This is a genomic window from Aliiroseovarius sp. D2-2, from assembly GCF_055809455.1.
The window spans coordinates 2,621,083-2,636,595 of sequence record NZ_CM147913.1; the positions used below are offsets into that span (position 1 = coordinate 2,621,083).

Sequence of the window (15,513 nt, forward strand, 5' to 3'; positions counted from 1 at the left end):
TTCAGGATTTTCGACCCCCCAAATTGATATACACTAATCATAACGACAACTCAGGAGACCTCCGTATGACCTCGAATCTGCGCACGCTGATTGATGACCTGGCCTACACAGATGAAGAACGCCATCTAGATACTCTTGTGAATGCCGCCAATCTGTCTGACACAGATCGCGCGCGCATTTCTGCCAGTGGGGCCTTGTTGGTTCAGGCAATCCGGGAATCATCCGACCCCGGTCTGATGGAAGTCTTTTTGGCCGAATATGGGCTGTCCACCGATGAAGGCATCGCCTTGATGTGTCTGGCCGAAGCATTGCTTCGTGTGCCGGATGCCGAAACCATTGACGCGCTGATCGAAGACAAAATCGCGCCCTCAGATTGGGGCAAGCATTTGGGCCGTTCGTCGTCTTCTTTGGTGAACGCCTCAACCTGGGCACTGCTGCTGACAGGTAAAGTCCTTGAAGATCGCGAACCGGGCATTGCAGGCGCATTGCGTGGTGCGGTGAAGCGTCTGGGCGAACCCGTGATCCGCACCGCGGTTGGGCGCGCGATGAAGGAAATGGGCAGCCAGTTCGTGTTGGGGGAAACCATTCAGGCCGCGATGAAGCGTGGCTCGAAGATGGAAGAAAAAGGGTTCACCTACTCCTATGACATGTTGGGCGAAGCCGCCCTGACCGACAGCGATGCACGCCGGTATCAGATGGCCTATGCCAAAGCGATTTCCGAGATCGCCAGCGCTTGCCACTCGAACGACATCCGAGCCAACCCCGGCATTTCGGTCAAGCTCTCAGCGCTATTTGCGCGCTATGAACGTGGTCAGCACAAGCGCATGATGGATACCCTCGTTCCACGCGTGTCCGCGCTGGCGCAGCTGGCAAAATCCGCAGGGATGGGGTTCAACATCGACGCGGAAGAGGCCGACCGCCTGCAGATATCGTTGGACGTGATCGAGAAGGTTTTGGAAGACCCCGCATTGGCTGGTTGGGACGGGTTTGGCGTCGTCGTGCAAGCCTATGGTCACCGGGCCGGCGCTGTGATCGACTGGTTGCATTCGACGGCCGAGCGGTTGGATCGCAAGATCATGGTCCGGCTGGTGAAGGGAGCTTACTGGGACAGCGAAATCAAGCGTGCGCAGGTCGAAGGGCTTGAGGGCTTCCCCGTGTTCACGCGCAAAGTGGCTACGGACGTCAGCTACATCGCCAACGCGAAGAAGCTTTTGGGCCTCACCGATCGCATCTATCCGCAATTTGCCACCCATAACGCCCACACCGCCGCCGCTATTCTGGACATCGCCCAAACTGGAAACATTGAACCGCAAGCATACGAGTTTCAGCGGCTGCATGGGATGGGTGAACGGCTTCACCAAATCATTATGGACGCCAACGACACGCGTTGCCGCATCTATGCTCCTGTGGGCGCGCATCGAGATTTGCTTGCCTATCTGGTACGCAGGTTGTTGGAAAACGGCGCGAACAGCTCTTTCGTGAACCAAATTGTTGACGAAAGCGTCACCCCGGCAGAGGTCGCCGCCTGCCCGTTTGACGCTCTTGCCTTGGAAGCCCCTCATGTCCCCACTGGGCCCGAGATTTTCGGGGCGCGCAAAAACTCGATGGGTTTGGATTTGACCTATGACCCGCATCTGGAACAGATCGAAGCTGCGCGTGGAGCATTTGCTGACAGCCAATTCACTGCAGAGCCTTTGATCGCTGGAACGCTTACGGCTGGGGAACTGGTCACTGTAAAAAACCCCTCGACCCATGCCGAGATCGGGAAGATCCAATGGGCTAGCCCCAAGGACGTCGAGACCGCTTTGTCCGCAGCAAAACGTTGGGACGCGTCACCGAAAGAACGCGCCGAGGTGCTGAACCGCGCCGCGGATCTGTACGAAGAGAACCTTGGCCTGTTTTTTGCGCTTCTGTCGCGTGAAGCCGGAAAGATCTGGCTGGACTGCATGGGAGAGCTGCGTGAAGCCGTTGATTTCATGCGCTATTACGCCAGTCACGCGTCCGAGCATAACCGCGAACCCGTGGGCGTTTTCACCTGTATCTCACCTTGGAATTTCCCGTTGGCAATCTTCACTGGCCAGATTGCCGGGGCCTTGGCTGTGGGCAATGGCGTTTTGGCAAAACCGGCCGAACAGACGGGCCTGATCGCCCACGCTGCGGTCAAACTGCTGCACGAAGCCGGTGTCCCGCGTGACGTTTTGCAGCTGTTGCCAGGCGATGGCGTCACCGTCGGTGCGGCGCTGACATCGGATGCCCGGGTTGGCGGCGTCGCCTTCACCGGGTCGACCGACACAGCACAGATCATCCGTCGCGCCATGGCGGCAAACATGGCACCCTCCGCGCCCTTAATCGCAGAGACCGGCGGATTGAACGCAATGATCGTCGACAGCACTGCCCTGCCCGAACAGGCCGTGCGCGACATCGTCGCCTCGAGCTTCCAATCGGCGGGTCAGCGCTGTTCCGCCTTACGCTGCTTGTATGTGCAGGAAGATGTGGCTGACACGATGACCGAGATGTTGATCGGCGCGATGAACGAGCTGAAACAGGACGACCCGTGGCATCTGCACACTGATCTTGGTCCGGTGATCGACGACGAAGCTTATCAGGGTATCAAATCCTATGTGGATACCGCCCGTGCAGAGGGTCGCATCGCCCATGAACTAACGCCGCTTGAAGGTGGATACTTCATCGCGCCCACCTTGGTGCGTGTGTCGGGCATAGAGCAGATGACGCGAGAGATTTTCGGGCCTGTGCTGCATATTGCAACCTTCAAAGCCGACCAGTTAGATCAGGTGATCAATTCGATCAATGCTACTGGCTATGGCCTGACCTTCGGCTTGCACACTCGCATTGATGATCGGGTGCAGCATGTCTGCGATCGCATGCATGTTGGCAACGCCTACGTGAACCGAAATCAGATCGGCGCCATCGTTGGCTCTCAGCCCTTCGGTGGTGAAGGCCTTTCAGGCACTGGCCCCAAGGCGGGTGGTCCGATGTATATGGATCGTTTCTGCAAAGCGGGCGCTGCACCGAAAACTGCACCCGCTGACAAGGTTGGCGCCCCGCCATTATCAGTTCTCGAAACTCAAATCGCAGCGATCGATTGCAATATCACTTTATCTTCTGAACGTCTGCCCGGACCTACAGGAGAGTTGAACCAACTTTCCGTTCACCCCCGCGCGCCGTTCCTGTGCATGGGGCCGGGTCAAGCCAACGCAAAGGCTCAGAAAGAGGCGGTCGAGAAGCTGGGAGGCACTGCTGTACTCGCTCCGAATGCACCTACATCAATCGTCGAGGTCCTCGACGGCATAGGGGGTGTTGTGTTCTGGGGGGATGACGAAACCGCATGCCAAATCGCGACGGCTTTGGCCAAACGTCCGGGGGCCATTCTGCCTTTGATCACAGGCGCACCGACCGCTGAAACGGTCACCCATGAACGCCATCTCTGTGTCGACACCACTGCGTCGGGCGGAAATGCAGAATTGCTGATGCTGGCCCAAACCAAAGCCTGACCGCCTTTGACTTGACCCGGTGACAGGCATCGGGTCAAGTCAGCGCATGTTTCCATTACGCGATCACAACCCCTCAACACGTCGCCCGGTCGTCACATATGGCTTAGTGGCGGCGAACTCACTGATCTTTCTGTTCATGTTGCCGCTTTATGGTAGTTCTGCCGCATCAGACATCTTCGTCAACTTCGGCATGATCCCAGCGCGCCTGTCACAGGGCACAGATCTTATAACACTTGTGACATCCATGTTCCTGCATGGCGGCTTTATGCATTTCGCAGGAAATATGCTGTTCTTATGGATCTTCGGCGACAACCTTGAAGACATGCTGGGCCACGTCAAATTCCTGCTTTTCTATTTGGCAACGGGCATCGCAGCGGCGCTGTTGCAATACGTGTCAGACCCCAGCAGCGCAGTACCGATGATCGGGGCGTCAGGGGCGATTGCAGGCGTCATGGGCGGTTATCTGTTGCTGTTTCCAAAAGCGCGAGTTGATGTGCTTTTCATCATCGTGATCATCATCAAGGTGATCCCGATTCCTGCTTGGGCCGCGTTGCTGTTCTGGTTTGGATTGCAACTTTTCAATGGTGTTTCCTCATTCGGGGCTGAAGGAGGAGGCGTGGCTCATTGGGCCCATGCCGGTGGCTTTATCGCAGGCTTTGCGTTTGTGCTTCCGCTTTGGCTTCGATTGGGTGCCCAGAAGTTCTGGGAACGCACAGATGGGCATCCCGATCATCCGGAAACCAAATACAAACTCACCCGATCCAGCATTCCCCGGACCGGGCGTCGCAAGCGTTAATCTGGCTAATATTAAAGGCCAACCGACATCGTGGAAACGTAAGTTCCGATATCCTCGGCAATTCTAGGGATATTTGCCCTGACAAGCAAAGCTGCGGTTAGCCCAAGCCCCACAATTGCTGCGGTCAAAACCACCCAATCAAGAGTAACGGCACCATCCTCGTCACAGACGAAACGGGTAAGGCGGTGAGGGATATGTAACAGTGTGCTCATGGCTTATTCTATTGGCGACATTTGCGGCACGAATGTGTCATGGCTGGGGTTTTTTAAGCTCGAAAACCACTTGATTTAGCTGTTGCGGACCAATCCAAGGAACTTTTCAAAGATTGGCTCGTTTCCAGCAACAATGCTGCCAGTATCCAAAATCGACTCGCCTTCAACTGGGGCAACCATGCCACCTGCCTCGCGTACAATCAGCAGACCGGCAGCGATATCCCATGAATTGAGGTTACGTTCCCAATAGCCATCATAGCGACCAGCAGCGACATAGGCCAAATCCAAGGCGGCGGATCCAAAGCGGCGCACACCGGCCGTTGCGGGCAGGATGCGGGCCAGATCTTGAAGAGTTTCAGGCAGATCAGAACGGCCACCAAATGGCAGGCCGGTTGCAAAGATACATTCAATCAAACGCGAGCGTCCCGAAACACGAAGGCGACTTTGGTTCAGCCATGCACCTTCACCTTTTTCGGCGTAGAACATCTCGTCCTTGGCGGCATCGTAAACCACACCAGCGATGATTTCGCCTTTGTGTTCCAATGCAATCGAGATTGCCCAGTGCGGCAGGCCATGCAGATAGTTTGTGGTTCCGTCCAAAGGATCAACGATCCAGCGACGGGTCGGGTCTTTGCCCTCAGCAGCGCCACCCTCTTCGGCCAACCAGCCATAGTTCGGGCGTGCTTCCATCAGCTCTTCACGGATGATCTGTTCGGCCGAGATGTCTGCTTTTGACACGAAGTCCCCAGCACCCTTCATCGAGACCTGCAGGTTTTCAACCTCGCGGAAGTCTTTCACAAGGCTACGACCAGCCGAGCGGGCCGCTTTGATCATCACGTTCAGATTTGCACTGCCTTGCATCGAAAAGGACTCCTGAGGTTTCAAACGGCGCGTATACGCCCGTGCGCCTTGTTTGCCAAGCCTGAAAGGGCGCTAGTTGCGTTGAAGTTTCACGGGCTCTGACCGGCACAGGCGGATCATATGTGCCATGAATGGAACCATTGTATCCTCATCCCGTGTCGCGGCATACATTTGCTTTCTCAGACCATCCTCGGTCAGGGGCTTGGTGATGAAGTCTGGATTGTCTTTCACCTCTCCCAAAACCCAATCTGGCAGCACCGCGACACCCCGCCCGGCGGCAACAAGCATCAAGATCACTTCTGTCATTTCAACTTGTCTGATACTGCGCGGTTCAATGCGTTCTGGGGTGAGCAAAGCTGTAAAAACATCAATCTTCGAACGCTCTACTGGATAGGTCAGCAGGAACTCCTGCTCGAAATCTTCTGCAACGATGAAGTCTTCATCCGCCAACCGATGTCCAGCAGACGCAACAAACCGAGGTTCATATGCGAAAAGCGGGGTAAAGGTGATGCCTGGCACCTCAACCGGATCGGAGGAGATCACGAAGTCGACCTCTTCGCGGCGCAACGCCTCGATCGCATCAAAGGCAAGACGTTGGCGAATATCCAAATCCACGTCAGGCCATGCGTGACGCAGTTTATCAAGCACCGGAAATAGCCAATCAAAACAGGCGTGGCACTCAATGGCGATGTGCAACCGTCCAGAGCGTCCTGATTGCAACGCCCTGAATTCTTCCTCGAGCCGATCAATCTCGGGCAGCACTTGTTCGGCGAGTCGCAGCAGTTTCATACCTGCCGGACTAAGACGCATGGGTTTTGTCCTGCGATGGAACAACTCCATACCCACCTGTTCTTCCAATCCCTTGATCTGGTGGCTCAGCGCGGACTGAGTTATGTGCAGGATGTCAGCCGCACGGGCCAGAGACCCCGATTGGTGAATGGCCCGTATCGTGCGCAAGTGCCGAAATTCAATATACATGCACGCACCTCATGTTCTATGTGAGCATTATGAATTTGTCTCACAATCGAAGTTGAGGCACAAGAGGCCCCAATCGCCATACTTCCGCTGAGGGTGCCATGACCACGCCAAATATTTCATTCGAGTTCTTCCCCCCGCAATCGCTGGACGCATCGTTCCGGCTTTGGGAAACCGTTCGTCAATTGTCGCCGCTGGACCCAAACTTTGTTTCCGTCACCTACGGAGCCGGCGGAACAACGCGCGAGCTTACCCATGACGCGGTTGGCACGATCCACAAGCATTACGGTCTGAATGTTGCAGCACACCTGACTTGCGTTGAGGCCACACGCGATGAAACCTTGGCGATTGCAAAAAGCTATGCTGAGGTCGGCGTGAAAGAAATTGTCGCCCTGCGCGGTGATGCACCCAAAGGCGCAGACAGCTTCACCCCCCGCGAAGACGGGTTTGCGAACTCGGTCGAGCTTATCGAAGCGCTTGCCAATACTGGTGATTTCCATATCCGTGTTGGCGCTTACCCCGATCCGCATCCTGAAGCGTCGGATCTGGATGCTGACGTGGAATGGCTTAAGCGCAAAGTTGATGCTGGTGCTGGATCAGCCATCACTCAGTTCTTTTTCGAAGCCGAGACCTTCTTCCGCTTCCGTGACAAATGCGAAAAAGCCGGCATTGATGTGCCTATCATTCCAGGCATCCTGCCCATTGAGAACTGGAAAGGCGTGCGAAAATTTGCCGAACGCTGCGGCACCAACATTCCCAAATGGTTAGATGATGCCTTCGTGAAAGCGGAACGCGATGACCGTACCGAACTGTTGGCCACGGCCCTATGCACAGAGCTTTGTTCGGATCTGATTGATGAAGGTGTGAACGACCTTCATTTCTACACGCTGAACAAACCGACCCTGACACGCGATGTGGCCCACGCTTTGGGTGTAACGCCACAAATCAGTCTGGCAAATGTGGCCTGATTTCAGTTTCTTCCGACTGCACAGATTTTGTGACCTAGCGTAAGTCTTGCGCCTTGGGGTGCTGCCTTTAGCCTTCCCAAGTGTCAGATCGGAAAGGTCCCCTTATGAGCATCATCGCAACCTCATATGAGCAACTGCCAACATTGGACGTCACCACGTCAATGTCTGGGCTGGATTTCATGCAAGGGATCTTGGACGGGACCATTCCCGGGCCGCCGATTGGGACCACGCTGAACTACCACCTTCACGCGGTCGAGGATGGGAAAGTCACCTTTCGCGGCACACCGTTATTTGAGCATTGCAACCCGATGGGAACCGTTCATGGGGGCTGGTACGGCACGCTGCTGGACAGCGCGATGGCCTGCGCAGTGATGACCCGCGTGCCGAAAGGGTCGGTCTATACGACCTTGGAATACAAGGTGAATATCCTGCGCCCTATTCCACGCGACACGTTGATTGAGGCCAGCGGGAAAATCCAACACGCAGGGCGATCAACCGGGATATCGAACGGAGAGATCCGAGGCGTCGAGGACGGCAAACTTTACGCCACCGGCTCGACCACCTGTATCATTATGAAAGCGACTTAAAGCGCCAAGGACTGCACGGTCACGGTCTCAATCGCGCCATAGCCGTTGAACCGCGTGACGGTCGCAAGGCTGTAGGCCCCCATGCCTGCCAAAAGAAGATAGTCTTCTTCAGCCAAGTCATCGGGCAGCACAAGTGGATCGGGCAATTGATCAATTAAATCGCATGTCGGCCCAAACACCGTCCGCTTCTCTTGTTTACCTTGATGCGGGCCGCCGTCAGCACGCACTGTTTTAAGCCGATCAGGAACGCCAATGGACGGTGCTTCCGACAATGCGCCGTAAATGCCGTCATTCAGATAGACCGCACCATCTTCGCGGATGGCTTTGACACAAGTGGCAAGGCTGAACGCTTCGGCCACCATGGCCCGGCCCGGTTCGCAAACCAGTTCCGGCGCACTCTCTCCGAACTCGATCACAACAGCGGCGTGAATGGCATGGAATATCGCTTCAAGGTCCGGCGCAACACCGCGGTTGGCGGCGAACCCGCCCCCAACGTTCAGGCGACGCAACTTAATTCCTGCCTGCTGTGCCACCTTGGCACATTGGGAAATATACGCCACCCATGCCGACGGTTCGGCACATTGCGTACCGGGATGGAACGTCATCGATGGGATAAATCCAGCGGCCTTAACTTGTTCAAGCAGTGAAACAGCCAAATCGGGATCAGCCCCAAACTTCGCCCCGAAGTTATAGGCGGCCCCTTCAATCGGAAGGGCCAAACGCACGGAAATTTCAACCCCTTCCGGCGGAACTTGCGCGATCAGCTTCTCAAGCTCGCGGGTGCTGTCTACGGAATAAGAGCGCACATTTAAGGACACGGCTTCGGTGATTTCGGCGCGTGAACGCACGGGGTTGTTATAATGCATCTCGACATCACGGGACACGGCGCGCAAAGCCTGCATTTCAGCCGGGCTTGCAACATCAAAGGCTTGCAGCCCTGCGGTGACAAGATTTTCAAGCACCATCGGCGTATCATTCGCTTTCACCGCATAGGTCACCAATCCGTCAAATCCGGCGATGAATCGACGCGCAGTGGACTGCAGTACGGCGGGTGCAAAATACATGACGGGCTGCATCGGACGCTCTGTCTTCAGATGAGACAGCGGTGTCAGCCAGATTGAGGGTTGCCTGCTCATTATTATATTCCATGATCCTGTTGTCGCTAAACTAAGAATCACCACTCGCGCCGTCGATTTCTAGTGGCACTCCGGTCAATATGTCGCTTATATATCGTCAAATTGAATGAGAGATCGGACAAATGGACGACACGGACCGAGAATTACTTGCCCAGCTTGAAAGCAATGCGCGCCTTCCGGTCGCCACTTTGGCCCGACGGCTGGGGCTTGCGCGGTCTACGGTACAAGCCCGCATCGAGCGACTGGAAGAAAAGGGGATCATCGCCGGATATGCCCTTCGGCTAGGAGATGCCGCCCGCAGTGATAAAATCCACGCAACCGTTCTGATCTCGATTGAACCCCGCTCGACGCCAGCTGTACTGGCGCGTTTGAAAACCCTGACACAGGTCGAAGCCGCTCATACCGCGTCTGGACGTTGGGACATGGTGTTAAAACTGGCAGCCCCCTCGACGGCGCTTTTGGATGAAGTTCTGGATGCAGTTGGGGAAATTGACGGTGTCAAAGGATCGGAAAGTCTGATCCACCTCTCGACGCGGATCGACCGGTTGGGCTAAGACTGTCTCAATATTGATTATTGCATTTCAAGGGGACCGATTGTGAATTCCACCGCCTCGACGACCTTTAAAACCGCCCCGATTGATGGCCAAGTTCCGGGAACTTCAGGATTGCGCAAGAAGGTCGCGGTGTTCTCTGAACCGGGGTATCTGGAGACCTACACGCAGGCCATTTTCAACGCCATCGATCCTGTAGGAAAAACCTTGGTTTTGGGCGGTGATGGGCGCTATTTCAATCGTCCGGCAATGGCTACAATCTTGCGCATGGCTGCGGCCAATCAGGTCGCAAAGGTCATCGTTGGGCAAAACGGCATTCTGTCCACACCCGCCGCCAGTCATTTGATCCGAAAACGTCAGGCAGATGGTGGGCTGATCCTGTCGGCAAGTCACAATCCCGGCGGTCCGGACGGAGATTTCGGCTTGAAATACAACATTTCAAACGGCGGCCCCGCCCCCGAGGCTGTAACGGATGCAATTGTCGCCTGTGCACAAGACATCGACGCTTACCATATCGCAGAAGCCGCCGCTCCAACCCTGTCAGACTGTGGCGAGGCGATGCTGGGCGATATGGTGGTCGAGGTCGTAGACCCCGTTTCCGACTACGCGGCACTGATGGAGGACCTGTTTGATTTCAACGCCATCCGCAAGATGATCGCAGATGGGTTCACCCTGCGATTTGATGCAATGCACGCCGTGACCGGCCCCTATTCCGTCGAAATTCTCGAGCGGCGTTTAGGGGCCCCGGCTGGCAGCGTTGTGAACGGCATTCCCAGCGAAGATTTCGGCGGCGGACACCCTGACCCGAACCCTGTTTGGGCAAACGAGCTTTTTGATCATCTTCATGGACCGGATGCCCCGGATTTTGGCGCGGCATCAGATGGGGATGGAGACCGCAACATGATTGTTGGAAAGGGCATCTATGTTGCCCCTTCTGACAGCTTGGCTGTGCTGGCTGCAAACGCCCATCTTACGCCGGGCTATGCCCAAGGGATTGCAGGGGTTGCACGATCAATGCCGACGTCAGCTGCGTCGGATCGTGTGGCAGAAAAGCTGGGGGTTGAAGCGTTCCAGACCCCAACCGGGTGGAAGTTCTTTGGCAACCTACTAGATGCTGGCCGCGCCACATTGTGCGGCGAAGAAAGCGCCGGCACCGGGTCAGATCACGTGCGTGAAAAAGATGGGCTGTGGGCCGTTCTATTGTGGCTGAACATCCTGGCGGTACGTGGCGAAAGTGTCGCCCTTATTCTGAACGATCACTGGAAAACCTATGGCCGCGATTACTATTCCCGGCACGACTATGAGGGGCTGGACACGGGCGCTGCCAACAGCTTGATGGCAGAACTTAAATCCAAACTGCCCACCCTGCCCGGCCAGTCGGCCGCTGGGTTGACCATCACCGGGGCAGAAGACTTTGCCTATACTGATCCGATTGACGGGTCCGTTACCACGGGCCAAGGGGTGATCGTGACCTATGAAGGTGGCGCACGGGCCATGCTAAGGCTTTCGGGCACAGGCACCGAGGGCGCGACATTGCGGGTTTACCTTGAACAATACGCAGATCCCGCTGGCGATCTGACCCGTGACGCGCAAGATGCGCTTTCAAAGGTGATTGCCGCAACATCGCAGATTGCAGGCATTCAAGGCCTGCTTGGGCGAACGCGACCGGATGTCGTCAGCTAAAGTGCAGCAAATCTGCGTCTTTTGTTCGCTGTAGTGACTTTGAAGCCCTGTTTTCTTGCATCCGCGACGCCATTCGGGGGAAAGGTTAAGAAATTGTTAACATGTCGCTTAACGCGGTCTTCAAGTTGCTATGGCCGCTGTTATTTATTCTGCCACTCCGCGTGTTTGCAACCGAGGGCCAACATCGGAGCAGAGATCAGAAACCCCGGCAATCCGCCGGGCGTTTCTGTTTGGGGTTAGCTGGTCACCTCAGTGCAGGTGCCGCGTCCCCAGCCAGACTTGGCCCCAGAGGCCGAAAAGTCATAGTCCCCGTCCTCCATGTTCATATTGTAGTGCAGCGTATAGCTGTAGTCGTCGCTGAACATTAGATAGGTGATTGAATCAAGACCCGGGTAGACACTGGCGGATTTCTTCTCGCCATCCACCATCACATAGCCGTCCTTGCCACCATCGAAAGCCACCAAAGTCACCGACATTTCGGCCAGCCTGCCGTTCGGAACTTCGCAATTGAACTTCCGTTCTTGCGCAAAGGCCATGGAAGGGGAGAAGGCGAGTAGAAGAAGTGCTTTTTTCATGTTTTTTCGCTTATTGATCCGGTTTAAGTTTCGGACATCATAGATTGATCCGTCGCGTGATCCGCACTGCTAAGAGTTGAATAAGGCATCAATTTGTCGAAACCCTTACTAACTCTTTCCAAAGCCATCCCTGCCTCCAGTTTGCACAAAGGTTCGCCTGAAGGCGTTTTCGCACATCCTGAGCCTTGCAGACGACGGCGGGGTTTCCCTTTCGCGCCCACTTGGGTAAACGGTCTTTGATTTATAGCATTTGAGGCGACCACCATGGCCATGGACAAGACCTTCGACGCGGCATCTGCCGAGGCACGCATTTATAAAACCTGGGAAGACGCAGGCGCGTTCAAAGCAGGCGCAAATGCCAAGCCCGGCGCGGACAGCTTCACCATCATGATCCCGCCGCCCAACGTGACGGGCGCGCTGCATCTTGGCCATGCGTTCAACAACACCCTGCAGGACATTCTGACCCGTTGGCACCGCATGCGTGGCTTCGACACTCTGTGGCAGCCCGGTCAAGACCACGCAGGCATCGCCACGCAGTTGCAGGTCGAAAAGATGCTGGCCGAAACCGGTCAGCCCGGCCGCCGTGAACTTGGCCGTGAGAAGTTTCTTGAGAAGGTCTGGGAATGGAAGGGCGAATACGGCTCGACCATCATCGAACAGCTGAAGCGTCTTGGATCAACTTGCGACTGGTCACGCAATGCCTTCACCATGGCAGGTGCGCCGGGCGATCCGCGCACGGGTCACGAAAACTCGGCAGATTTCCATGATGCCGTTCTGAAGGTCTTCGTCGACATGTACGACAAGGGCCTGATCTATCGCGGCAAGCGTCTGGTCAACTGGGACCCACATTTTGAAACCGCCATTTCGGATCTTTGAGGTCGAGAACATCGAGACACACGGCCACATGTGGCACTTCAAATACCCGCTGGCCGGTGGCGCGACCTATACCTATGTCGAGAAAGACGAGGACGGGAATATCACGCTGAGCGAGGAGCGTGACTATATCTCGATCGCCACGACGCGGCCCGAAACCATGTTGGGCGACGGCGCAGTTGCCGTGCACCCGGATGACGAACGCTATGCATCCATCGTGGGCAAGCTTTGCGAAATCCCAGTGGGTCCGAAAGAGCATCGTCGCCTGATCCCAATCATCACCGACGAATACCCGGATATGACCTTCGGGTCTGGTGCCGTGAAAATCACCGGCGCGCATGACTTCAACGACTATCAGGTTGCCAAACGCGGCGGCATTCCGATGTATTCGCTGATGGACACGCGTGGCCACATGCGCGCGGACGGCCTGCCCTATACAGACGAAGCCGCGACCGCCCAGCGCATCGCAAACGGAGAAGAAGGGTTTGACGAGGCGAAGATCGCTGCGATGAACCTTGTGCCGGATGAATATCGCGGGCTGGACCGGTTCGAAGCACGTAAGTTGGTCGTTGATCAGATTACCGCCGAGGGTCTGGCCGTGATGCACGACGTCACGCGGACCGAGAAAGATGACGAGGGTAATGAGACCCAACTCACCGAAACCGTGCCTTACGTTGAAAACAAGCCGATCATGCAGCCCTTCGGTGACCGCTCGGGCGTGGTGATCGAGCCGATGCTGACCGACCAGTGGTTCGTGGACGCAAAGGAAATCGCCGGCCCCGCGCTGGAGGCTGTCCGCAACGGCGACGTGAAGATCATGCCGGAAAGCGGCGAGAAGACCTTCTATCACTGGCTGGAAAACATCGAGCCGTGGTGTATCTCGCGCCAATTGTGGTGGGGGCATCAGGTGCCGGTTTGGTACGGGCTCGATCTGTCTGGCGAAGATTTCAAGGACGACGAAAACGACGGTGCACTTGATTTGGTCGAAATGGGCCGTTTGCTTTTGAACCAAGATCTACTGCCGGGTCACGAGCACAGCCATTGCGCTCATGATTTTGAAGCAGTCGCACCGCAGTTCAATGAAGTTTTGGTCACGCTGCCTGCCCCGCTGAACCACGCCCGCGTGGTCGAGGTTTCCACCCGCGCCGAAGCTATGCACATGTTAGCCGAGAGCCTTGCGACCTATGAGACTTCACAGGATCCCACCAAGCTGATCTACCCGGTTTGGCGCGACCCTGACGTGCTCGACACGTGGTTCTCGTCGGGCCTCTGGCCCTTCGGCACACTGGGCTGGCCTCAGGACACGGACGAGCTGAACCGCTTCTTCCCCGGTGATGTGCTGATCACTGGTCAGGACATTCTGTTCTTCTGGGTCGCGCGCATGATGATGATGAGCCAAGCCGTGTGCCACAAGAACCCGTTCCACACGGTCTATCTGCACGGGCTTGTCCGTGACGAGAAGGGCAAGAAAATGTCCAAGACCACGGGCAATGTGATTGACCCGCTGGACATCATTGACGAATACGGCGCGGATGCGTTGCGGTTTACCAACACCGCCATGGCCTCGATCGGTGGCGTGTTGAAAATGTCCAAGGATCGTGTCGCGGGATACCGGAATTTCGGTACCAAACTTTGGAATGCTGCAAGATTTGCCGAAATGAACGACTGTAAACCGGTCGCTGATTTCGATCCGAAAAGCCCGACGCAGACGGTGAACCGCTGGATCATCTCGGAAACCGCGAAAATCCGCGAGGATGTGGACGCAGCCCTGACCGCCTATCGTTTCAACGACGCAGCACATGGGCTGTACGCCTATGTCTGGGGCAAGGTTTGCGACTGGTATGTCGAATTCTCGAAACCGCTTCTGAATTCAGAAGACGAAGCCGTTCTGGCCGAGACCCGTGCGACGATGGCATGGGTGATCGACCAATGTCTGATCATGCTGCACCCGATCATGCCCTTCGTCACAGAAGAGCTGTGGGGCCAGATCGCGGATCGTCCGAAGATGCTGATCCACGCCGATTGGCCGGAATATGGCGATGAGCTGTTGGACGAGGACGCCGCACGCGAGATGAACTGGGTGATTTCGCTGATCGAAAACATCCGCTCCGCGCGTGCTCAAATGCACGTGCCCGCCGGTCTGAAAATCCCAGTGATCCAGCAGGAACTGGATGCAGCTGGGCGCACCGCCTTGGAAAACAACCAAGCGCTGGTGATGCGCATGGCGCGCGTGGACTCGATCACAGAGATGGCTGATCTGCCCAAAGGCTGCATCACCGTCGCCGTGGCGGGTGGCATCTTCGCCCTGCCGCTGGCCGAGATCATCGACGTGGACGAGGAAATCGCACGACTTGAGAAGTCACTGGGCAAGCTGGCCAAGGAACTTGGTGGGCTGCGCGGGCGTCTGAAGAACCCGAAATTCGCGGAAAACGCCCCACCCGAGGTGTTGGCCGAGACCAAGGCGAACCTTGCCGCCCGCGAAGAGGAAGAGGCGACGCTGAACGCCGCACTCGACCGGCTAAAAGAAATCTAAGGGACAGGCCCGGGGCAACCCGGCCTTTTCTTTAGTGTGGATCGTTACGGAACCAGCCGTTCAACGGCGCGCATCATCCCCATGGATTTATCATAGACCAGCGTCAAAACCCGGCGCATCGGCGGGGTTTTCGCAGCTTGCACAGCGACCTGAGGAAGCCGCGTGGCGGCCCCAGCAGCGGCGGCGGATACAAGAAAACTGCGTCGGTTCATTTGAGGCATGGTGACCTCCTTACTTGTTAAGAACCATTC

Annotated in this window: 12 protein-coding genes and 1 pseudogene; 7 read left to right on the plus strand and 6 right to left on the minus strand. The window is 56.2% G+C overall.

Annotated elements, in window-relative coordinates:
- Positions 1–65 precede the first annotated feature (65 nt).
- Both putA and AC0L6A_RS12915 read left to right on the plus strand, forming a co-directional pair.
- On the plus strand, positions 66–3,512 hold the full coding sequence (gene putA, locus AC0L6A_RS12910) for a bifunctional proline dehydrogenase/L-glutamate gamma-semialdehyde dehydrogenase PutA (RefSeq protein ID WP_473290590.1): 3,447 nt from the start codon (positions 66–68) through the stop codon (positions 3,510–3,512).
- A 46-nt stretch (positions 3,513–3,558) separates the two neighbouring features.
- Entirely contained in the window at positions 3,559–4,308 is a 750-nt protein-coding gene (locus tag AC0L6A_RS12915) for a rhomboid family intramembrane serine protease (protein ID WP_473290592.1), read from the plus strand.
- A gap of 11 nt (positions 4,309–4,319) precedes the next feature.
- On the opposite strand, the gene AC0L6A_RS12920 is transcribed toward AC0L6A_RS12915, so the two are convergent.
- The 3 genes from AC0L6A_RS12920 to AC0L6A_RS12930 all read right to left on the minus strand — a co-directional run bounded on the left by AC0L6A_RS12920 (position 4,320) and on the right by AC0L6A_RS12930 (position 6,359).
- Positions 4,320–4,520, minus strand: a complete 201-nt coding sequence (locus AC0L6A_RS12920) for a hypothetical protein (RefSeq protein WP_473290593.1) — start codon at positions 4,518–4,520, stop codon at positions 4,320–4,322.
- 75 nt (positions 4,521–4,595) lie between these two features.
- Positions 4,596–5,381, minus strand: a complete 786-nt coding sequence (locus AC0L6A_RS12925; protein WP_473290595.1) for an inositol monophosphatase family protein — start codon at positions 5,379–5,381, stop codon at positions 4,596–4,598.
- Between the two features lie 72 nt (positions 5,382–5,453).
- On the minus strand, positions 5,454–6,359 hold the full coding sequence (locus AC0L6A_RS12930; protein ID WP_473290596.1) for a LysR substrate-binding domain-containing protein: 906 nt from the start codon (positions 6,357–6,359) through the stop codon (positions 5,454–5,456).
- A gap of 98 nt (positions 6,360–6,457) precedes the next feature.
- On the opposite strand from AC0L6A_RS12930, the gene metF reads away from it, so the two are divergent.
- The gene (gene metF, locus AC0L6A_RS12935; protein WP_473290598.1) at positions 6,458–7,324 is read left to right on the plus strand and encodes a methylenetetrahydrofolate reductase [NAD(P)H]; all 867 of its coding nucleotides are present in this window, start codon (positions 6,458–6,460) and stop codon (positions 7,322–7,324) included.
- Positions 7,325–7,428: 104 nt separating this feature from the next.
- Entirely contained in the window at positions 7,429–7,911 is a 483-nt protein-coding gene (locus tag AC0L6A_RS12940) for a PaaI family thioesterase (protein WP_473290599.1), read from the plus strand.
- On the opposite strand, the gene AC0L6A_RS12945 is transcribed toward AC0L6A_RS12940, so the two are convergent.
- Complete coding sequence (locus AC0L6A_RS12945; protein ID WP_473290601.1) at positions 7,908–9,047, minus strand: type III PLP-dependent enzyme; 1,140 nt, start codon at positions 9,045–9,047, stop codon at positions 7,908–7,910. The genes AC0L6A_RS12940 and AC0L6A_RS12945 overlap by 4 nt on opposite strands.
- Positions 9,048–9,169: 122 nt before the next feature.
- Here AC0L6A_RS12945 and AC0L6A_RS12950 point away from each other — a divergent pair, with 122 nt between their 5' ends.
- Positions 9,170–9,601: an Lrp/AsnC family transcriptional regulator gene (locus tag AC0L6A_RS12950; protein WP_473290603.1), complete on the plus strand. Its 432-nt coding sequence runs from the start codon at positions 9,170–9,172 to the stop codon at positions 9,599–9,601.
- A gap of 42 nt (positions 9,602–9,643) precedes the next feature.
- Entirely contained in the window at positions 9,644–11,281 is a 1,638-nt protein-coding gene (locus tag AC0L6A_RS12955) for an alpha-D-glucose phosphate-specific phosphoglucomutase (RefSeq protein WP_473290605.1), read from the plus strand.
- 236 nt (positions 11,282–11,517) lie between these two features.
- Here the strand turns inward: AC0L6A_RS12955 and AC0L6A_RS12960 are convergent, their stop codons facing one another.
- Complete coding sequence (locus AC0L6A_RS12960) at positions 11,518–11,856, minus strand: hypothetical protein (RefSeq protein ID WP_473290606.1); 339 nt, start codon at positions 11,854–11,856, stop codon at positions 11,518–11,520.
- A 264-nt stretch (positions 11,857–12,120) separates the two neighbouring features.
- On the opposite strand from AC0L6A_RS12960, the pseudogene AC0L6A_RS12965 reads away from it, so the two are divergent.
- Positions 12,121–15,262, plus strand: a pseudogene (locus AC0L6A_RS12965) (valine--tRNA ligase).
- A gap of 44 nt (positions 15,263–15,306) precedes the next feature.
- On the opposite strand, the gene AC0L6A_RS12970 reads toward AC0L6A_RS12965, so the two are convergent.
- Positions 15,307–15,483, minus strand: a complete 177-nt coding sequence (locus tag AC0L6A_RS12970) for a Tat pathway signal protein (protein ID WP_473290608.1) — start codon at positions 15,481–15,483, stop codon at positions 15,307–15,309.
- Positions 15,484–15,513 lie beyond the last annotated feature (30 nt).